Here is a 20,380-nt window from a genome sequence, read left to right as displayed (position 1 = left end):
GCTGCATGTGACACACGTCAAGCTTGCGGCTTTTTGCCGGCGGCTTGCAGCTTCTTGTCGATCGCGTCCATCAGCAGGCCGCCGATGTCGGTACCGAAAGCGTTGTCGATTTCGCGGATGCAGGTCGGGCTGGTGACGTTGATTTCGGTGAGGTTTTCACCGATCACGTCCAGACCGACGAACAGCAGGCCTTTCTCGCGCAGAGTCGGGCCGACCTGAGCGGCGATCCAGCGATCCTTGTCGGTCAGCGGCCGCGCTTCGCCACGACCACCGGCCGCGAGGTTGCCACGGGTTTCGCCCTGGGCCGGAATCCGCGCCAGGCAGTAATCCACCGGCTCGCCGTCGATCATCAGGATGCGCTTGTCGCCGTCCTTGATCGCCGGCAGGTAGGCCTGGCCCATGATCTGCTGATTGCCGAGGGCGGTCAGGGTTTCGAGGATCACCGACAGGTTCGGATCGCCCGCGCGGTGGCGGAAAATCGAAGTGCCACCCATGCCGTCCAGCGGCTTGAGGATCACGTCACCGTGCTTGGCGGCGAATTCGCGCAGCACATCGGCGCGGCGGCTGACCACGGTTGGCGGGGTGCACTGCGGGAACAGCGTGGCGAACAGTTTTTCGTTGCAGTCGCGCAGGCTCTGCGGCTTGTTGACCACCAGCACGCCGGCGGTTTCCGCCTGTTCCAGCAGGTAGGTGGAGTAGACGAACTCCATGTCGAACGGCGGATCCTTGCGCATCAGGATCACGTCCAGATCACTCAGCAGGTTGTCCTGCTCGGCGTCCAGTTCGAACCATTTTTCCGGGTTGGCGAAGACTTTCAGCGGCTTCATGCGCGCCCGGGCCTGACCTTCGGCCTGATACAGGTCGCGCTGCTCCATGTAGAACAGCTCCCAGCCACGTTTCTGCGCGGCCAGCAGCATGGCCAGCGAGCTATCCTTTTTATAGGAGATGCTGGCGATAGGGTCCATGACAATCCCGACGCGAACGCTCATTGGGTTTTCCTCGAAAATTGGCTACCGGATCGGTATTGAAAAAGTGCCGCCAGAGTGGCGCCGGGCGGGTTTTCGGTCAAGGAAAAACCCGTCGATAGATTGCTTCTGGAGACTGTGCTAAAAAGGCTGGCATATCGTGCTGGCCCTTGAGCATCAAGGGTTTCCAGCCATTACTCATTGCAAAACGGACAATTTGATTCGCAAAGGCGACGGTAGAGCCCCCTTATGGAACAGCAGTCCAGCGCCTTGAAGGTCATGGTGATCGATGACTCGAAAACGATTCGTCGCACCGCCGAAACACTGTTGAAAAATGTGGGCTGCGAAGTCATCACGGCGATTGATGGTTTTGACGCTTTGGCGAAGATCGCCGACCACCACCCCGGGATCATTTTTGTCGACATCATGATGCCGCGTCTGGATGGTTATCAGACCTGCGCTTTAATCAAGAACAACAGTGCGTTCAAGGCCACGCCGGTGATCATGCTGTCGTCGCGTGACGGGCTGTTCGACAAGGCCAAGGGGCGGATTGTCGGCTCTGATCAATTTTTGACCAAGCCTTTCAGCAAGGAAGAGCTGCTTGACGCGATTCAGGCCCACGTTCCGGGCTTTGCCGCCGTTTTGCCGCAGTAAGACACGTACAGTGACGCTCGGCCAGCGGGCCGGATGTCGACAAGAAAAATGGGGAAGACCATGGCACGTATCCTGATCGTCGATGATTCGCCGACTGAAATGTACAAACTCACCGGCATGCTCGAAAAGCACGGCCATGAAGTGCTCAAGGCCGAAAACGGCGCCGACGGCGTGGCCCTGGCCCGTCAGGAAAAGCCCGACGCGGTCTTGATGGACATCGTCATGCCCGGCCTCAATGGCTTCCAGGCCACCCGGCAACTGACCAAGGATGCCGAGACCAGCCATATTCCGGTGATCATCATCACCACCAAGGATCAGGAAACCGACAAGGTCTGGGGTACGCGCCAGGGCGCGAAGGATTACCTGACCAAACCGGTCGAAGAAGACACCCTGATCAAGACCCTGAACAACGTATTGGCCGGTTGATCGCGCCGCCATGAACCAGTCGCTGACCGCGTTCGAGCTGCTGTGGCAGATCGACCAGCGCTGCCGCCTGCTGGCGGCGGACCTGCCGTCGCAAGCCGGCCGTCAGGATCGCTGGAGCGGTATCGGCTTTCGCCTCGGCGAGCACTGGTACGTGACGCCGATGGGCGAAGTCAGCGAAGTGCTGCACGAACCGCGCTGCACTCAGTTGCCCGGGGTCAAGCCGTGGGTCAAAGGGGTGGCTAACCTGCGTGGGCGCTTGCTGCCGATCATGGACCTGTGCGGCTTCTTCGGCCATGAGCTGTCGCCGCTGCGCAAACAGCGGCGGGTATTGGTGGTGGAGCACAACGACGTGTTCGCCGGGTTGCTGGTGGATGAGGTGTTCGGTTTGCAGCACTTCGAGCAGGACAGCTTCGAGCCGATCTCGATCAGCAAACGCCAGGGTTCCAAGGCGGAGTTCGTCAAAGGCTATTTCCGGCGCGAGCAGAACTGGCGGGTGTTCAGCCTGTTTGCACTGGCCAAATCGCCGGTGTTCATGAGCGTCGCGATATAACCGATTCAACACTGTCCCCTGTGGGAGCGAGCCTGCTCGCGAAGAGGGCGTGTCAGGCAAGATGAATATTGGCTGACCCAACGCTTTCGCGAGCAGGCTCGCTCCCACAGGGATTGCAGCAGGCCTCAAAGACGTGGGTTAAGGGCGAGGACCGATGACAAAAGCAAAAACAGGCAAATCGGCGGAAGGGTCGCGCAGTCGTTCGCAGATCATTGTGCTGTTCATCGCACTGATCGTGTTCATCATGCTGCTGTTCGCCAACTTCGCCTACCTCAACACCCAGGCCAACTACGACAAGCAGTACATCGGCCACGCCGGTGAGCTGCGCGTGCTGTCGCAGCGGATTGCCAAGAACGCCACTGAAGCCGCCGCCGGCAAGGCTGCCGCGTTCAAGTTGCTGAGCGATGCGCGCAACGATTTCGCCCAGCGCTGGGGTTACCTGAAGAAGGGCGATCCGGCCACCGGCCTGCCACCCGCGCCGGCCAGCGTGCGCCCGGAAATGCGCGCGGTGCAGTTGGACTGGGAACGCCTGCTGAAAAACACCGACGCGATTCTCTCCAGCGAACAGACCGTGCTCTCGCTGCATCAAGTCGCCGCGACGCTGGCCGAAACCGTGCCGCAGTTGCAGATCGAATACGAAAAAGTCGTCGAGATCCTTCTGCAACGCGGCGCCCCGGCAGCGCAAGTGGCAATGGCCCAGCGCCAGTCGCTGCTCGCTGAACGCATTCTCGGCGCGGTCAACACCGTGCTGGCCGGCGACGAAAACTCGCAGCAGGCTGCCGACGCTTTTGGCCGCGATGCCACCCGTTTCGGCCAAGTCCTCAACGGCATGTTGCAGGGCAACCCGACCCTGAAAATCAGCCAGGTTGAAGACCGTGATGCCCGTGCGCGGCTGAGTGAAATTTCCGAGCTGTTCCAGTTCGTCTCCGGCTCCGTGGATGAAATCCTCGAAACCTCACCGGAGCTGTTCAAGGTCCGGGAGTCGGCGAGCAACATTTTCAGCCTGTCGCAGACCCTGCTCGACGAAGCCTCGCACCTCGCTACCGGTTTCGAAAACCTTGCCGGCGGGCGCAACACCGACACCATCGGCGGCTACGTGCTGGGTTTGCTGGCGCTGGCCTCGATCATCCTGATCGGCATGGTCATGGTCCGTGAAACCAATCGCCAGTTGCGCGAGACCGCCGAGAAAAACGAGCGCAACCAGAACGCGATCATGCGCCTGCTCGACGAGATCGAAGACCTCGCCGACGGCGACCTGACCGTGACCGCCTCGGTGACCGAAGACTTCACCGGGACCATCGCCGATTCGATCAACTACTCGGTCGATCAACTGCGCGATCTGGTCGCGACCATCAACCTCACCGCCGGCCAGGTCGCGGCCGCCGTGCAGGAAACCCAGGCCACCGCCATGCACCTGGCCCAGGCCTCGGAACATCAGGCGCAGCAGATTTCCGAAGCCTCGACCGCGATCAGCGACATGGCCCAGTCCATCGATCAGGTCTCGGCCAACGCCGCTGAATCATCGGCGGTGGCCGAGCGTTCGGTGGAAATCGCCAACAAGGGCAACGAGGTGGTGCACAACACCATCCACGGCATGGACAACATCCGCGAGCAGATTCAGGACACCGCCAAGCGCATCAAGCGCCTGGGCGAGTCGTCGCAGGAAATCGGCGACATCGTCAGCCTGATCGACGACATTGCCGACCAGACCAACATCCTCGCGCTCAACGCGGCGATTCAGGCCTCGATGGCCGGAGATGCCGGACGCGGTTTTGCTGTGGTCGCCGACGAAGTGCAGCGGCTGGCCGAGCGCTCGTCCGCGGCCACCCGGCAGATCGAAACGCTGGTGCGGGCGATTCAGGCTGACACCAACGAAGCGGTGATTTCCATGGAGCAGACCACCACCGAAGTGGTGCGCGGCGCGCGACTGGCGCAGGATGCCGGAGTGGCGCTGGAAGAAATCGAAGGCGTATCGAAGACCCTTGCCGCGCTGATTCAAAGCATCTCCAATGCGGCGCAGCAGCAGACCTCTTCGGCCGGGCAGATTTCCATGACGATGAACGTGATTCAGCAGATCACCACGCAGACGTCATCCGGCTCGACCGCCACCGCCGAGAGCATCGGCAATCTGGCGAAGATGGCCAGTCAGCTGCGTCGTTCGGTATCCGGTTTCACCTTGCCGTCGGCGTCCGCGACGGACAAGGCGTGAGTGGAGTGGTTATGGGTGACCGGCACGACTACGTGGCCCTCGAATGGGTCAAGGGTGAAATTGCCGAAACGCTGAGGCAGGCGCATCAGGCGATTGAAGCCGTGCTCGATGACCCGCAGGCCTCACCGGGGCTGGACGAGTGTCTGACGTATATTCATCAGGTGCACGGCAGCCTGCAGATGGTCGAGTTCTACGGCGCCGCTTTGCTCGCCGAAGAGATGGAACATCTGGTCGAAGCCTTGCAGCAGGAGCGCGTCAGCCATCGTGACGAAGCCCTGCACCTGCTGCTGCAAGCCCTCGGGCAATTGCCGATCTACCTCGATCGCGTGCAGAGCGCCCGCCGCGACCTGCCGCTGGTGGTGCTGCCGCTGATCAACGATCTGCGCAGTGCGCGCGGCGACAGCCTGCTCTCGGAAACCAGCCTGTTCAGCCCGCCCTTGCCGGACTTGCCGCCGTTGAGCGCACAAGCCTTGGCCGCGCTGGAGCCTCCCGACCTGCCCAATGTGCTGCGCAAATTGCGCCAGATGCTGCAAATGGCGCTGGTCGGTTTGCTGCGCGAGCAGGATGACCAGACCCACCTCGAATACCTGGCGAAAGTCTTCCAGCGCCTCGAAGCGCTGAGCTTTGACGCGCCGTTGAGTCCGCTGTGGCAGGTCGCTTCAGCCCTGGTCGAAGGCATGCGCGAAGGCGCCATCGCCAACAGTCCGGCGTTGCGCAGCCTGTTCAAGGACGCCGACAAGGAGCTCAAGCGCCTGCTCGAACAGGGCATGCGCGGCCTCAACCAGCCGCCCCCGCCGGAGCTGCTGAAAAGCCTGCTGTTCTATATTGCCAAAGCCGAACATCCCACCGGGCAGATGCTGACCATGAAAGATCGCTACTCCCTGGACGACGCGTTGCCCGACAGCGCGATGGTCGACGAAGAACGCGCGCGTCTGGCCGGTCCCGACCGCGATGCGATGCGCTCGGTGCTGGCGGCATTGTGCGAAGAACTGGTGCGGGTCAAGGAACGCCTCGACCTGTTCGTGCGCAGCGACCGTCAGCACACCTCCGATCTGGAGAGTCTGCTGGCGCCGCTGCGGCAGATCGCCGACACCCTCGCGGTGCTCGGTTTCGGCCAGCCGCGCAAAGTCATCATCGATCAACTGGCGGTGGTACTCGGCCTCGTTCAGGGCCAGCGCGAACCGAACGACGCGACCCTGATGGACGTGGCCGGCGCGCTGCTCTACGTCGAAGCCAACCTCGCCGGAATGGTCGGCACCGTAGAGCCGGAAAGCCCCGAAGACGCGCGCCTGCCGACCACTGATCTGACGCAGATCCATCAGATCGTGATCAAGGAAGCACGCATCTGCCTGCAACAGGCCAAGGACATGATCGTCGACTACATCGACGCCGACTGGGATCGCCAGCAACTGCAACCGCTGCCGGAACTGCTGACCCAGGTGCGCGGCGCGCTGGCGATGATTCCGCTGAGCCGCGCGGCGAGTCTGGTCGAGGCCTGCAACAGCTTTATTCGCGAACACTTGCTGCTGGATCCGCATGAGCCGGGCTGGCAGCAACTGGATCACCTCGCCGACGTCATCACCAGCCTCGAGTATTACCTCGAACGCCTGAGCGACGACCCGCAAGCGCCGAATGAACAACTGCTGGATGTTGCACAGAAAAGCCTCGCCAGCCTGGGGTTCTTTCCACATGAGCAGCACGTGCCGCTGCTCGACGATGTACTCAGCCCCAGCGAAGCGCTGGTGATGCAGGACCTGCAGGCACTGGATGACCCCGAGACCGTGAAGTCGCTGGCCGAGGTGCTGGCCAGCCCGGTGTCGGCGGTCAACCCGCCGGCCTTGATCACCCCCGGCAACCTGATGCCGCCGCCCGCCGACGAAGAACCGGTGGACGATGAACTGCGCGAAGTGTTCCTCGAAGAGACCGACGAGGTGCTCGAGATTCTGCACGAATACCTGCCGCGCTGGTCGGCCGACACCCATGACCGCGCCGCACTGACTGAATTGCGTCGGGCCTTTCATACATTGAAGGGCAGCGGGCGCATGGTTCGCGCATTGATCCTTGGCGAGCTGGCGTGGGCCGTGGAAAACCTGCTCAACCGCGTGCTGGAGCACAGTGTCGAGCCCGGCGCGCAGGTGCAGCAGTTGCTCACCGACACAGTGTTGCTGCTGCCGGAGCTGATCAGCGAATTCGCCACGCACCGCCAGCGTCAGCGCAGCGATGTCGATCAACTGGCGGTCCGTGCGCATGCGCTGGCCAAAGGTGTCGAGCCGCTGGCAGCCGAAGACGTCGACGACGTGGCGGCCCTCGACCCGCTGTTGCTGGAGATCTTTCGCAACGAAGCCGAGACCCACCTCGCCAGCCTCAACCGCTTCCTCGATCAGGCTGCCGAGCATGTGCCGCTGCCGGCCAGCGACGAATTGCAGCGCGCCTTGCACACGCTCAAGGGCAGTGCGTCGATGGCCGGGGTGTTGCCGATTGCCGAACTGGCGGCGCCGCTGGATAAGCTGGCGCGCGAGTTCAAGGCACATCAGTTGCCGCTGGATCTCGATGAAGTGGAATTGCTCCTCGAAGCCGAAGGCCTGTTCCGCGTCGGTCTGCGCCAGCTCAAGCACGATCCGCTGGCGCCGATTGTCGGCGCACAGTCGCTGATCAAACGCACCGAAGCGCTGCTGGCCGAGCGCCTGGAAGCGATCCTCAACGCGCCGAACACCGGTCTGCGGATCAAGCGCGATGCGCAACTGATCAACAACTTCCTCGCCCAGGGCATGGACATCCTGCTCGACGCCGAAAGCCTGTTGCAACGCTGGCAGCAACACCCCGGCGAACGTCAGGAACTCAGCGCGCTGCTGGACGAACTGACCACCCTTGGCGAAGGCGCGCACCTCGCCGATCTGCTGCCGGTGGACGTGTTGTGCGAAGCCTTGCTCGACCTCTATGGCGCCGTCGAAGAAAGCAGCCTGGCGGTCAGCGACAGGTTTTTCCAGGAGGCGCAGAACGCCCACGAAGCGTTGATCAACATGCTCGACGAACTGGCTGCAGGCCAGGAAATCACCCCACAGCCGCAGCGCGTCCGCGCCTTGCACGAACTGCTCGATGAAAGCCTCGACCCGACGGCGATGGGGCTGATCCGCAGCGACGGCAGCCGTACCTTGAGCATCAGCGAACTGGGCGCCGCGACCGCCGAACTCGCCCACACCCATGCCGAGACCGCACCCGACGACGAGATCGTTGAAATCTTCCTCGAAGAAGCGGTGGATATTCTCGACAGTGCCGGTCAGGCCTTGCAGCGTTGGGTGAGCGACCCGGACAACGCTGCGCCGCTGTCGTCGTTGCAGCGCGATTTGCATACCCTCAAGGGCGGCGCGCGGATGGCCGAAGTCGATGCCATCGGCGATCTGGCCCATGAGCTGGAAAGTCTTTATGAAGGTCTGGTGGATCGTCGCCACAGTTACAGCGAGCTGCTTGGGCGCTTGCTGCACAAAAGTCACGACCGCTTGGCGCAGTTGCTCGAACAGTTGCAGAACCACCAGGCGCTGACCCCGGCGCAAGACCTGATCGAAGCGATCCGCCAGTTCCGCCAGGGCCAGTCCGGCAGTCCCGAAACGGCGCAGCCGACGGCTGAACCCGACAGCGCGGCGCATGACCCGGAGCTGCTGGAAATCTTCCTCGAAGAAGGTTTCGACATCATCGAAAGCTCCGGCGCGGCGCTGCTGCGCTGGCAGGCCGAACCCGGCAATCGCCAGGAAGTGGAAACCCTGCTGCGCGATCTGCACACCCTCAAGGGCGGCGCGCGGATGGTCGAGATCGGCCCGATCGGCGACCTCGCCCATGAGCTCGAATACCTTTACGAAAGCCTCGCCACCGGCGTGCTGCAACCCTCCGCCGAACTGTTCGCGCTGGTGCAGCGCGGGCATGACCGGCTGGCGCAGATGCTCGACGGCGTGCGCGCCGGGCAGCCATGCCCACCGGCGGATCGGCTGATCAATGCGATCCAGAATTTCAGCCACCCGGCGACCCCTGACACGCCGCCGCTGCTGCCGATTCCAACCAAGACCGAGCCTGTGGCACCCGCCGCTGATGCCGGCGCGGACATGGTCAAGGTCTCCGCCGAACTGCTCGATGAGCTGGTCAACCTGGCTGGGGAAACCTCGATTTTCCGTGGGCGTATCGAGCAGCAAGTCAGCGATGCGCAAACCGCGCTGAACGAGATGGAAACCACCATCGAACGCATGCGCGATCAGTTGCGCCGGCTCGACACCGAAACCCAGGGGCGGATTCTCAGCCGTCAGCAAGTCGATGCCGAACGCCTCGGTTACGAAGAATTCGATCCGCTGGAAATGGACCGCCATTCACAGTTGCAGCAACTGTCGCGAGCACTGTTCGAATCCGCTTCCGACTTGCTCGATCTCAAGGAAACCCTCGACCGCCGCAACCACGACGCCGAGAACCTGTTGCAGCAACAGGGGCGGATCAACACCGAGTTGCAGGAAGGCCTGATGCGCACGCGCATGGTGCCGTTCGAACGGATGCTGCCGCGCCTGAAACGCATCGTGCGGCAGGTCGCCGAAGAGCTGAACAAAGACGTCGCGTTCATCATCGGCAACGCCGAAGGCGAGATGGATCGCAACGTGCTGGAGCGCATGGCCGCGCCGCTGGAGCACATGCTGCGCAACGCCGTCGACCATGGTCTGGAGTCAGCCGAAGTGCGGCTGGCGGCGGGCAAACCGGCGCAGGGTACGATCACCCTCGACCTGACCCGCGAGGGTGGCGACATCGTTTTCGATATTCGCGACGATGGCGCCGGGGTGCCGCTGGACGCGGTGCGGCGCAAGGCAATCAAGCGCGGCCTGCTGGCACCGGACGCCGAACTCAGTGACCGCGACGTGCTGCAATTCATCCTGCAGCCGGGCTTCTCCACGGCGGAAAAGATCACCCAGATTTCCGGGCGCGGCGTTGGCATGGACGTGGTTCATGAGGAAGTCCGCCAGCTCGGCGGCACCATGAGCATCGATTCGGTGCCGGGGCAGGGCGTGCACTTCCGCATTCGTCTGCCGTTCACCGTGTCGGTCAACCGCGCGCTGATGGTGCAATGCGGCGAGGATCAATACGCGATTCCGCTGAACACCATCGAAGGCATCGTCCGCGTGTTGCCGAATGATCTGGAAGGGCATTACCGCAACGATCCGCCGAGCTATCACTACGCCGGTCAGCGCTACGAGTTGTGCTATCTGGGCGAGCTGCTGAAAACCGCGCCACGCCCGAAACTGCTCGGCCAGAGCCTGCCGTTGCCGGTGCTGCTGGTGCAGTGCAATGACCGGCACATCGCGGTGCAGGTCGATGCGATGGCTGGCACCCGCGAGATCGTGGTCAAGAGCCTCGGCCCGCAGTTCGCGGCAGTGCAGGGCGTGTCCGGGGCGACGATTCTCGGCGATGGCCGGGTGGTGCTGATTCTTGATTTGCTCGCACCGATCCGCGCGATGCAGGCGCGGGTTGCGCAGCGTCCGGCCCATGCGGAGATCGACAGTGAACCGCAGAAGCCGTTGCTGGTAATGGTGGTCGACGACTCGGTGACCGTGCGCAAGGTCACCAGCCGTTTGCTCGAACGCCACGGCATGAACGTGCTGACCGCCAAGGACGGTGTCGACGCCATGTTGCTGCTCGAAGAACACATGCCCGACCTGATGCTGCTCGACATCGAAATGCCGCGCATGGACGGCTTCGAAGTCGCCACTCAGGTGCGCAACGACGAACGTCTGCAACACCTGCCGATCATCATGATCACCTCGCGCACCGGGCAGAAACACCGCGACCGCGCGATGGCCATCGGCGTCAACGACTACCTCGGCAAGCCGTATCAGGAATCGGTGCTGCTCGAAAGCATTGCCCACTGGAGCAAGAAACATGCATGAGCGCCGCCACAACGCGCGCACCAGCCAACTCACCGGCCTGCTGCTGCCATTGGCCGACCGCAACCTGATCCTGCCCAACGTCGCCGTCGCCGAGCTGATCGACTACCAGGCCAGCGCCTTCGACCTCGACACACCGCCGTGGTACCTGGGGCGGGTGAGCTGGCGCGAACGGCAGATTCCGCTACTGAGTTTCGAGTCAGCCTGCGGGCAGAAAATCGTCATCGGCGAACGCGCGCGGATCGTCATCCTCAATGCCCTTGGTGGGCTGCCGCAGCTGAAATTCATTGCGCTGCTGGTGCAGGGGATCCCGCGTTCGTACAAGCTCGACAGTCAGTTGAGTTATGTCGATGTGCCGTTGTGTGCGCTGGAACAGGCGGCGGTGCAGGTCGGGGAACAGGTGGCGAAGGTGCCGGATTTGTTGGGGTTGGAGCAGTTGTTGGTGGAGGCTGGGCTGGTTCACTGATCCATCCTTTGTGGTGCTCTGACTGGCCTCATCGCGAGCAGGCTCACTCCTACAATTGGAATGCGTTCCCCCTGTAGGAGTGAGCCTGCTCGCGATAGCGCCTGCGGCATCGCCCAAAATCCGACAGACAAATCCCAATCTCTACAGCGCAATAAACACCATTCAGCACAGCTGTTTAAAGACACTCAGTGTTACGCCTAATCCGCCTACAAATCCTTGCGCCACTGCCTACGCATGCACCAGAATCCGCCGGCTTGTGCGCCCTCGGCAGGCTGCGTAACTTGATCCCGTCACTGATTCCCAGTGATCGGGTTTAGCAGCCCGTGGTTAATCTAAGGGTGCACATACATCATCGTCAGGCTCAGTGCCTGCATTCGATGGCGGCTGTGCGCAGGGCGCTTCGGCGCGCCGGCTTCCTTAGGTTCCCCGGTCTGCTAACCTGCGTTCAGCTGCCACCCCTTCTTTTAGCAGAGAAGCGGTTCCAGCTTTATTTCGGAACCTGAAAATGATTAAACCAACACCAAGTCCGCCGCCAACAGATGCGGCATCCCCCTACGAAGCCCCCGAATCAAAGAAATTCCACGAAGCCGCCGAACGCGCCCTCGACCATTACCTCGGCCCGCCAAAACCCGACCTCATGGCCACGCCCTACACCCCCAACACGCTGTACATGGCCAACCCCGACGCCGACAGCGAATCCCTGCTGGCCGACGCCAGCGAATCGCTCGGCTCAGCCACGGTCATGCTCAACAACCATGCGGCGCTGGTGCAAGGCACGCACCGCAAGACGCTGCAGGGCATTGCTCAGGTGGTGATGGTGGCGGAGATGGCGGTCAATCGGGTGTTGGATAAGCTGGTGCCGGCCGGCTGAATAATGCGGCGATTGCACTGGCCTCTTCGCGAGCAGGCTCGCTCCCACATTTGGAATGCGTGCCACTGTAGGAGCTGCGGCACGCTGCGATCCTTTGATCTTGATCCTGAAGATCAAAAGATCGCAGCCTCGTTGCACTCGACAGCTCCTACAGGCTTTTTATTGAAGCAATTTCAGAACATCTACTGGTAATTGTTTGGTTGGCCCTAAGACAGAAGTGGAGGACTGTTGCACGGTTTGTTGCTTGATCAACTTCGTTTCTGGATCGATATCTTCGTCTTGATTCCGACCTGGAGTTACGACAGGGTCTTCGACAATGTTCATCGATATGATCTTGTCGGGATTTCTCACAGGATCGCCACGCTCGAGCCGGTCGATATTCTCCATTCCTTCGATGACCTTTCCCCAAACCGTGTACTGCCCGTCCGAAACAGGAGAGTCCTCAAAACAAATGAAAAATTGACAATCCGCCGAGTCAGGGTCGGATTTCCTAGACATCGAGCAAGTGCCCCGAAGGTGTTTACTTTTCGAAAATTCGGACTTGAGAAAACCGTAGCCGCTCCCGAAGTGTTTGTCGCTACGGTATCCAGTCTGAGCCATGAAACCACCAATGACTCGATGGAAATTGCAACCATCATAATAGTGTTCCTGCGTCAGTGTCTTGATGCGTTCAACATGATTGGGCGCAAGATCGGGGAAAAGCTCAATCCAGACTTTGCCTTGAGTTGTCTCCATGACAATTGTGTTTTTGGGATCCTTGATGTCGGCCATTTCAATCTCCCTTCGTCATTCGAATTTATGACGAGTAACTTTTGGATGAGAACCCAACAGGGGCGTGAGTCCTTTTTAGCAGTAATCGTCTAATGCTGAACCTGTAAGAACTGACAGTTCGTTAATGTGTTTGGCAATTAAAACCGCTGCTTTTAGTCCTGAGGGTTTGCTATCTCGTGCTTGAGCTCCCCCATTGCTCAACCATTACGCTGACCGTAATGATTCACCACCGCGCTTGATTGATGCGCCCCGCTCACACGCCTACCTTGGCTCCACGACAGCGAACCCCGTGGAGTGAGCATGACAACAACAATTTCCCCCGACTCGCGCTGGACGCGGCGGCGTGACGAGAAGCAGCGGCGTCTCGACAAGGTGCGCGGGCTGGCCGACGGTGTGGTGTTGCCCAGTGACAGGATCGTCGCGGCGCTTGAAGCGTTGATCCATCCCGGTGACCGGGTGGTGCTGGAGGGCAACAACCAGAAGCAGGCGGATTTCCTTTCCCGTTCGCTGGCCAAAGCCGATCCGGCCAAGCTGCATGATCTGCACATGATCATGCCCAGCGTCGGTCGCTCCGAGCACCTTGATCTGTTCGAACGCGGCATCGCCCGCAAGCTCGATTTCTCCTTCGCCGGCACCCAAAGCCTGCGCATCAGCCAGTTGCTCGAAGACGGCCTGCTGGAAATCGGCGCGATTCACACCTACATCGAACTCTACGCCCGGCTGGTGGTGGACCTGATCCCCAACGTCGTGCTCTCGGCCGGGTTCATGGCCGACCGCGCCGGCAACATCTACACCGGCCCCAGCACTGAAGACACCCCGGCACTGATCGAACCGGCCGCGTTCAGCGACGGCATCGTCATTGTCCAGGTCAACCAGTTGGTCGATGACGTCAGCAAACTGCCGCGCGTCGACATCCCGGCCTCATGGGTGGATTTCGTGGTGGTGGCCGACAAGCCGTTCTACATCGAACCGCTGTTCACCCGCGACCCACGGCACATCAAACCGGTGCACGTGTTGATGGCGATGATGGCGATTCGCGGGATCTATGAAAAACATAACGTGCAGTCGCTCAACCACGGCATTGGTTTCAACACCGCTGCCATCGAATTGATCCTGCCGACCTACGGCGAATCCCTCGGCCTCAAAGGCAAGATCTGCCGCAACTGGACGCTCAACCCGCACCCGACGTTGATCCCGGCGATCGAAAGCGGCTGGGTCGAAAGCGTGCATTGCTTCGGCACTGAACTGGGCATGGAAAACTACATCGCCGCGCGCCCGGACGTGTTCTTCACCGGGCGCGACGGCTCGCTGCGTTCCAACCGGATGTTCTGCCAACTCGCCGGGCAGTACGCGGTGGATCTGTTTATCGGCGCGACGTTGCAGGTCGATGGCGACGGCCATTCCTCGACCGTGACCCGTGGTCGTCTCGCCGGTTTCGGCGGTGCACCGAACATGGGCCACGACCCGCGCGGTCGGCGTCACGGCACCCCGGCGTGGCTCGACATGCGCCACGACAATTCACAGCAACCGATGCTCGAACGCGGCAAGAAACTCGTGGTGCAAATGGTCGAGACCTTCCAGGAGGGCGGCAAACCGACCTTCGTCGAAACCCTCGATGCGGTGGAAGTGGCGAAGAAAAGCGGCATGCCGCTGGCGCCGATCATGATTTACGGCGACGACGTCACCCACCTGCTCACCGAGGAAGGCATCGCCTACCTGTACAAGGCGCGCTCGCTGGAAGAGCGTCAGGCGATGATCGCCGCGGTGGCCGGCGTCACCGCCATCGGTCTGCGCCACAACCCGAAAGACACCGAACGCATGCGCCGCGAAGGCCTGATTGCCTTGCCCGAAGACCTCGGCATCCGCCGCACCGACGCCACCCGCGAACTGCTGGCGGCGAAAAGTGTGGCCGATCTGGTCGAGTGGTCCGGCGGTTTGTACAACCCGCCCGCCAAATTCAGGAGCTGGTAATGCACGCATTCAACCTGCAAGCGAAACCGCTGTCCCTGGCTGATCGATTGGCCGATCTGGCGGTGGATGCGCTGATCGACGAAGCCGATCTGTCGCCGAAGCCGGCGCTGGTCGACCGTCGCGGCAATGGCGCGCACACCGATCTGCACCTGGGCCTGATGCACGCTTCGGCGTTGTCGTTATGGCCGGCGTTCAAGGAAATGGCTGAAGCGGCGGTAGACATCGGCGAAGTCGATTCAACGTTGCGCGAAGCGATTGGTCGGATCGGCCGTGAAGGCGAGCAAGCCATGCTCACGACCACCAACGGCGTGAACACCCATCGCGGTGCCATTTGGGCGCTGGGATTATTGGTGACGGCTGCTGCACTGGAACCGCAATTCTCCAGCGCCAATGCCGTGACCCTGCGCGCTGCGCGTCTGGCGTTGCTGGATGACCGTCACGCGCCGAAGCCATTGAGCCACGGCGCGCAAGTCGCCCTGCGCTACGGCGCACGCGGTGCCCGCGAAGAAGCGCAACTCGGCTTTCCGTCCGTGCTGCAACGTGGCCTGCCGCAACTCAAGCGCAGCCGCGCCAACGGCCACGGCGAACAGAACGCCCGGCTCGATGCGCTGCTGGCGATCATGACCGATCTGGCCGACACCTGCGTGCTCTACCGCGCCGGTGAACAGGGCCTGCACGCCATGCAGCAAGGTGCGCAAGCGGTGCTCGACGCTGGTGGCAGCGCCAGCCTCACCGGGCGTCGTCGCCTGCACGAACTGGATCAACAACTCATCGCATTGAATGCCTCGCCCGGTGGCGGCGCCGACTTGCTCGCCGCCACGCTGTTGCTCGACCGTATCGAGCGCGATGGCATCCTTCAGGGAGCGTTTTGATGGAAACCTTATCCTTTGAATTCCCCGCCGGGCAGCCGCCGCGCGGGCGCGCGCTGGTCGGTTGTGTCGGCTCGGGCGATCTGGAAGTGCTGATCGAACCGGGGCTGGCCGGCAAACTGACGATCAATGTGCAGACCTCGGTCAACGGTGCGCAGCAGCGCTGGCAGCATCTGTTCGCGCGGATGTTCGACGGCACCACGCCGCCGGCAATGGCCATCGATATCCACGATTTCGGCGCCACGCCGGGTGTGGTGCGTTTGCGACTGGAACAAGGTTTCGAGGAGCTCGGCCATGACTGACAGCGCAGCGTTGCTCAACAAACACAGCTTCGTCGAACTCGGCGCGCGGCAACGGGCGAAAGCCTTGCTCGACGCCGGGACCTTCCGCGAATTGCTCGACCCGTTTCAACGGGTCATGTCGCCATGGCTCGAACGCCAGGGCGTGGTGCCGCAAGCCGATGACGGCGTGGTGATCGCCAAGGGCAGCCTCGACGGTTTGCCGGTGGTTATTGCCGCCATCGAAGGCGCGTTTCAGGGCGGCAGCCTCGGCGAAGTCGGCGGGGCGAAGATTGCTGGCGCGCTGGAGCTGGCCGCCGATGACAACCGCAAAGGCATCCCGACTCGCGCTGTGTTGCTGCTGGAAACCGGTGGCGTGCGTTTGCAGGAAGCCAACCTCGGGCTGGCGGCGATTGCCGATATTCATGCGGCGATTGTCGATTTGCAGCAGTACCAACCGGTGGTCGGCGTGGTCGCGGGCAGTGTTGGTTGCTTCGGCGGCATGTCGATTGCCGCTGCGCTGTGCAGCTATTTGCTGGTGACCCAGGAAGCGCGTCTCGGTTTGAACGGGCCGCAGGTGATCGAGCAGGAAGCCGGGATCGAAGAGTACGACTCCCGCGACCGGCCCTTCATCTGGAGCCTGACCGGTGGCGAGCAGCGTTTCGCCAGTGGTCTGGTGGATCGTTATGTCGCCGATGATGTGGCGCAGATCCGCCAGCAGGTGGGCGAGTTGTTGCAACAAGGCTTGCCAACCCAGCCACGCAGTCAGCGCGCTGATTGGTTCCTGCAACGCCTGAACCGTTTGGACACCGCCAAGCAAATCGAACCGTCGGTGGTTCGCGATCTGTATCAAGGAGAGCGCTCATGAGTGGTTATTCCGTGCGCGGTTTGAACTGGTTCAACGCCCTGAGCGCTGGTGCGAAAGCGGTCGAAGGTTTGCCGCCATCGTTGAAGGTCGCCGACGGCGAACTTGGGCGGTTTATCGCGGTGGTCGCTGACCCGGACAACCGTTTCCCACGGGCTCGCAACGGTGAAGTTGGCTTGCTCGAAGGCTGGGGTCTGGCCAAGGCTGTGGATGACGTGATCACGGCAGATCGCGACGAAGCGCAGAAGCGCCCGATCATCGCCATCGTCGATGTTCCGAGCCAGGCTTACGGTCGGCGCGAAGAAGCCCTCGGTATTCATCAGGCCCTGGCCGGGGCGGCGGACAGTTATGCCCGCGCCCGTTTGGCCGGGCATCCGGTGATTGCGCTGCTGGTGGGCAAGGCCATGTCCGGGGCGTTTCTGGCTCACGGTTATCAGGCCAACCGTATGATTGCCCTGCGCGATCCAGGGGTGATGGTGCATGCGATGGGCAAGGCCTCGGCGGCGCGCGTGACCCTGCGCAGTGTCGAGGAACTGGAAGCACTGGCCGCCAGCGTGCCGCCGATGGCCTATGACATCGACAGCTACGCCAGCCTCGGTTTGCTCTGGGAAACCCTCTTGGTGCAGCAGATCGAGCAGCCGACGGCGGAGGATCTGGCGCGGGTGACCGAGTGCCTGAAACAGGCCATCGGCGATATCGCCAGCACTGACCTGAGCAATCGTCTCGGCGCAAAAAATCGCCAAGCCTCCAGCCGCGTGCGCGAACTGTTGAGGGCGCAGTGGTGAACATGCCACTGGCCCACGACCTGCTGTGGGGCATGACACCAGCGCAGCTACCGGCGGATGCGCCGCAGTGGGCAATCGAGTCGCTGGCTGCCGGGCAACCGGTGGTGGTGCGGCGCGCGGTGGGCGCTGAAGCTTGGGTCGCGGTGGGCATTCGCGGTGTGTTGCGTGAGCAGCGGCTGGCGGCGTTTATGGCGCTCGATTCGATTGCCTGTCGGGTCAGCCCCGAAGCGCTTTGTCATGTCGATTGCGAGCGCGATCTGCCAGTGATGCAGGCCCTCAAACAACTGCGGCCAATGCTCGATGACTGCGGTTGGGTCTGGGGTGTCAGCGGCGGTGTCGGGTTTGAGTTGGCCAGTGGTTTTACCGCGATGCACGCGGCCAGTGACCTCGATCTGATTCTGCGGACACCGCAACTGATCACGCGTAATCAGGCACGCAAACTGGTCGCGGTTTTTGATCAAGCCGTGTGCCGGGTCGACATGCAATTGCAGGCGCCGTTCGGTGCAGTCGCGTTACGCGAATGGGCCAGTGGGTCTGCACGGGTGCTGCTGAAAAACGCCCATCGAGCCTGTCTGGTCGCTGATCCGTGGAACCCGCAGGAGCAGGCAGCGTGAGCAGCCTGTTGGTGTTCCCCGGCCAAGGCGCCCAGCAACCGGGCATGCTCCAGCATTTGTCTCGGGAAACCTTGACCGAGGCCAGCGACGTGCTCGGTGAAGACGTCGCGCTGCTCGATTCTGCCGATGCGTTACGCAGCACCCGGGCGGTTCAGCTGTGCCTGTTGATCGCCGGGGTCGCTGCTTCACGACAATTGCTGCAGGACGGACTCACGGCGGATTACGTCGCCGGCCTGTCCATCGGTGCGTACCCGGCAGCGGTGGTCGCCGGGGCCTTGAGCTTCAGTGACGCGTTGCATCTGGTCAGCCTGCGTGGCGAGTTGATGCAGCAGGCTTATCCACAAGGCTTTGGCATGACCGCAATCATCGGTCTGCAATTAGCCACCGTCGAAACGCTGCTGGCGCAGGTGCACAGTGCGGAGTCGCCGGTGTACCTGGCCAACATCAACGCCGATAACCAGGTGGTGATTGCCGGCAGCGACGCGGCGATGCAAGCGGTGGCCGAACTGGCGCGCAGTCGTGGCGCCGGTCTGGCCAAACGCCTGGCGGTGAGCGTGCCGTCACACTGTCCGTTGCTGGAAGCGCCGGCGCAAACCCTCGCCGAAGCCTTCGCCAACGTTGCACTGAAGACCCCGAAAATCGCTTACCTGAGTGGCAGCCGCGCGCGTCCGCTGATCAAGCCTGATGCCTTGCGCGACGACCTCGCTTTCAACATGTGCCGCGTGGTGGACTGGCGCGGCACCGTGCAAAGCGCTTACGAGCGCGGCGTGCGGCTACAGATCGAACTGTCGCCCGGTGCGGTGCTGACCGGGCTGGCGCGCCGGGTGTTCGAATCGGGCACGGTCACTGCCTTCGACAGTGCGCGTCTGGACACCTTGCAGGCGCTGTTGCGAGAGGAGGGTGGCCGCCGACCATAAACCGCCGCGACTCAGGCTTCGAACAACAAAAACAACATTCGACGATGCACTTTGAGGACTACAACAATGATTATTTACGGTGTGGCGCTGCTGGCGATCTGTACGCTGGCAGGGGTGATCATGGGTGACATGCTCGGCGTGTTGCTGGGCGTCAAATCCAACGTCGGCGGGGTCGGCATCGCCATGATCCTGTTGATCTGCGCGCGGTTGTGGATGCAGAAACGCGGCGGCATGACCAAGGATTGCGAAATGGGCGTCGGCTTCTGGGGCGCGATGTACATTCCGGTGGTGGTGGCGATGGCCGCGCAACAGAACGTCGTCACCGCCCTGCACGGCGGCCCGGTGGCGGTGCTCGCGGCAATCGGTTCGGTAGTGGTCTGTGGTTGCACGATTGCCTTGATCAGCCGCACCCATAAAGGCGAACCGTTGCCCGACGAACCGGTGGAAGTCACTCCGGTCGGCACTCCGGTAGGAGGTCGCTGACATGTGGGCACTCATTGAAAATGGTCTGGAACACAACGGTCTGGTCACTGCCTTCGCCTTCGTCGGCGTGATCATGTGGGTCTCGGTGGTTCTCTCGAAACGCCTGACGTTCGGGCGCATTCACGGCTCGGCGATTGCCATCGTCATCGGTCTGGTGCTGGCCTGGGTCGGCGGCACCCTGACCGGCGGCCAGAAAGGCCTGGCGGATCTGACGCTGTTCTCCGGCATCGGCCTGATGGGCGGGGCGATGCTGCGTGATTTCGCAATTGTCGCCACGGCGTTCGAAGTGCAGGCGACCGAGGCGAAGAAGGCCGGGTTGATCGGCGTGATCGCGCTGCTGCTCGGTACGATCCTGCCGTTCATTGTCGGCGCGTGCATGGCCTGGGCCTTCGGCTATCGCGATGCGGTGAGCATGACCACTATCGGCGCGGGCGCGGTGACCTACATCGTCGGCCCGGTGACCGGCGCGGCGATTGGCGCGACTTCGGATGTGATGGCGCTGTCGATTGCCACCGGATTGATCAAGGCGATTCTGGTGATGGTCGGCACCCCGGTCGCAGCGCGCTGGATGGGCCTGGATAACCCGCGTTCGGCGATGGTGTTCGGTGGTCTGGCCGGGACGGTGAGCGGGGTGACCGCGGGGCTGGCGGCGACGGATCGGCGGTTGGTGCCTTATGGGGCGTTGACCGCTACGTTCCATACTGGGCTTGGCTGTTTGCTCGGGCCTTCGCTGTTGTTCTTCATTGTTCGCGGTATTGTTGGCTAGATCCGGAATTT

18 protein-coding genes are annotated in these 20,380 nt (G+C 62.1%); 16 read left to right on the top strand and 2 right to left on the bottom strand.

All coding sequences use genetic code 11. From position 1 onward, the window contains the following. Positions 1 to 17: 17 nt before the first annotated feature. Positions 18 to 989 carry a glutathione synthase gene (gene gshB, locus ACVHNU_RS23070; protein WP_003229095.1) on the bottom strand — a complete coding sequence of 324 codons (972 nt, stop codon included), beginning with the start codon at positions 987 to 989 and terminating at the stop codon, positions 18 to 20. A gap of 225 nt (positions 990 to 1,214) precedes the next feature. Between gshB and pilG the strand changes: the two genes are divergently transcribed. The 7 genes from pilG to ACVHNU_RS23035 all read left to right on the top strand — a co-directional run bounded on the left by pilG (position 1,215) and on the right by ACVHNU_RS23035 (position 12,050). Continuing rightward, positions 1,215 to 1,619 (top strand): twitching motility response regulator PilG, encoded by a 405-nt coding sequence (gene pilG / locus ACVHNU_RS23065; RefSeq protein ID WP_003229093.1) that lies wholly within the window; start codon positions 1,215 to 1,217, stop codon positions 1,617 to 1,619. Positions 1,620 to 1,679: 60 nt separating this feature from the next. Then, positions 1,680 to 2,045: a twitching motility response regulator PilH gene (gene pilH, locus ACVHNU_RS23060; RefSeq protein WP_003229091.1), complete on the top strand. Its 366-nt coding sequence runs from the start codon at positions 1,680 to 1,682 to the stop codon at positions 2,043 to 2,045. 10 nt (positions 2,046 to 2,055) lie between these two features. Next, complete coding sequence (locus tag ACVHNU_RS23055; protein ID WP_103485180.1) at positions 2,056 to 2,595, top strand: chemotaxis protein CheW; 540 nt, start codon at positions 2,056 to 2,058, stop codon at positions 2,593 to 2,595. Positions 2,596 to 2,749: 154 nt separating this feature from the next. Further along, complete coding sequence (locus ACVHNU_RS23050) at positions 2,750 to 4,804, top strand: methyl-accepting chemotaxis protein (protein ID WP_473018364.1); 2,055 nt, start codon at positions 2,750 to 2,752, stop codon at positions 4,802 to 4,804. An 11-nt stretch (positions 4,805 to 4,815) separates the two neighbouring features. Further along, positions 4,816 to 10,716 (top strand): hybrid sensor histidine kinase/response regulator, encoded by a 5,901-nt coding sequence (locus ACVHNU_RS23045; RefSeq protein WP_473018363.1) that lies wholly within the window; start codon positions 4,816 to 4,818, stop codon positions 10,714 to 10,716. Next, positions 10,709 to 11,179, top strand: coding sequence for a chemotaxis protein CheW (locus tag ACVHNU_RS23040; RefSeq protein ID WP_027610587.1), 471 nt, complete (start codon positions 10,709 to 10,711; stop codon positions 11,177 to 11,179). The genes ACVHNU_RS23045 and ACVHNU_RS23040 overlap by 8 nt, the downstream gene beginning before the upstream one ends. A gap of 505 nt (positions 11,180 to 11,684) precedes the next feature. Continuing rightward, positions 11,685 to 12,050, top strand: coding sequence for a DUF6124 family protein (locus ACVHNU_RS23035; protein ID WP_473018362.1), 366 nt, complete (start codon positions 11,685 to 11,687; stop codon positions 12,048 to 12,050). A 159-nt stretch (positions 12,051 to 12,209) separates the two neighbouring features. Here the strand turns inward: ACVHNU_RS23035 and ACVHNU_RS23030 are convergent, their stop codons facing one another. Then, a complete protein-coding gene (locus tag ACVHNU_RS23030) occupies positions 12,210 to 12,821 on the bottom strand; it encodes a peptidylprolyl isomerase (protein ID WP_473018361.1) in 612 nt (203 codons plus the stop codon). Positions 12,822 to 13,121: 300 nt separating this feature from the next. Between ACVHNU_RS23030 and mdcA the strand changes: the two genes are divergently transcribed. The 9 genes from mdcA (at position 13,122) to madM (ending at position 20,369) form a co-directional block, all read left to right on the top strand. Continuing rightward, positions 13,122 to 14,792 (top strand): malonate decarboxylase subunit alpha, encoded by a 1,671-nt coding sequence (mdcA, locus tag ACVHNU_RS23025; protein WP_473018360.1) that lies wholly within the window; start codon positions 13,122 to 13,124, stop codon positions 14,790 to 14,792. Beyond that, entirely contained in the window at positions 14,792 to 15,664 is an 873-nt protein-coding gene (locus ACVHNU_RS23020) for a triphosphoribosyl-dephospho-CoA synthase (RefSeq protein WP_473018359.1), read from the top strand. The genes mdcA and ACVHNU_RS23020 overlap by 1 nt, the downstream gene beginning before the upstream one ends. Next, positions 15,664 to 15,963: a malonate decarboxylase subunit delta gene (locus tag ACVHNU_RS23015; RefSeq protein WP_103522464.1), complete on the top strand. Its 300-nt coding sequence runs from the start codon at positions 15,664 to 15,666 to the stop codon at positions 15,961 to 15,963. Before ACVHNU_RS23020 ends, ACVHNU_RS23015 begins: the two co-directional genes overlap by 1 nt. Beyond that, positions 15,956 to 16,807 (top strand): biotin-independent malonate decarboxylase subunit beta, encoded by an 852-nt coding sequence (locus ACVHNU_RS23010; RefSeq protein ID WP_400507569.1) that lies wholly within the window; start codon positions 15,956 to 15,958, stop codon positions 16,805 to 16,807. The genes ACVHNU_RS23015 and ACVHNU_RS23010 overlap by 8 nt, the downstream gene beginning before the upstream one ends. Next, entirely contained in the window at positions 16,804 to 17,589 is a 786-nt protein-coding gene (mdcE, locus tag ACVHNU_RS23005) for a biotin-independent malonate decarboxylase subunit gamma (protein ID WP_473018358.1), read from the top strand. The genes ACVHNU_RS23010 and mdcE overlap by 4 nt, the downstream gene beginning before the upstream one ends. Then, positions 17,583 to 18,203, top strand: a complete 621-nt coding sequence (locus tag ACVHNU_RS23000) for a malonate decarboxylase holo-ACP synthase (RefSeq protein ID WP_473018357.1) — start codon at positions 17,583 to 17,585, stop codon at positions 18,201 to 18,203. Before mdcE ends, ACVHNU_RS23000 begins: the two co-directional genes overlap by 7 nt. Continuing rightward, positions 18,200 to 19,120 carry a malonate decarboxylase subunit epsilon gene (gene mdcH / locus ACVHNU_RS22995; protein ID WP_473018356.1) on the top strand — a complete coding sequence of 307 codons (921 nt, stop codon included), beginning with the start codon at positions 18,200 to 18,202 and terminating at the stop codon, positions 19,118 to 19,120. The genes ACVHNU_RS23000 and mdcH overlap by 4 nt, the downstream gene beginning before the upstream one ends. Before the next feature lie 66 nt (positions 19,121 to 19,186). Continuing rightward, positions 19,187 to 19,603 carry a malonate transporter subunit MadL gene (gene madL / locus ACVHNU_RS22990; protein ID WP_003229065.1) on the top strand — a complete coding sequence of 139 codons (417 nt, stop codon included), beginning with the start codon at positions 19,187 to 19,189 and terminating at the stop codon, positions 19,601 to 19,603. Between the two features lies 1 nt (position 19,604). Beyond that, on the top strand, positions 19,605 to 20,369 hold the full coding sequence (madM, locus tag ACVHNU_RS22985) for a malonate transporter subunit MadM (RefSeq protein WP_247839794.1): 765 nt from the start codon (positions 19,605 to 19,607) through the stop codon (positions 20,367 to 20,369). The last annotated feature ends 11 nt before the right edge of the window (positions 20,370 to 20,380 follow it).

The sequence above is a fragment of the Pseudomonas sp. Ors-4-3C genome (assembly GCF_055755035.1).
This window is presented reverse-complemented; position numbering and strand designations above follow the sequence as displayed.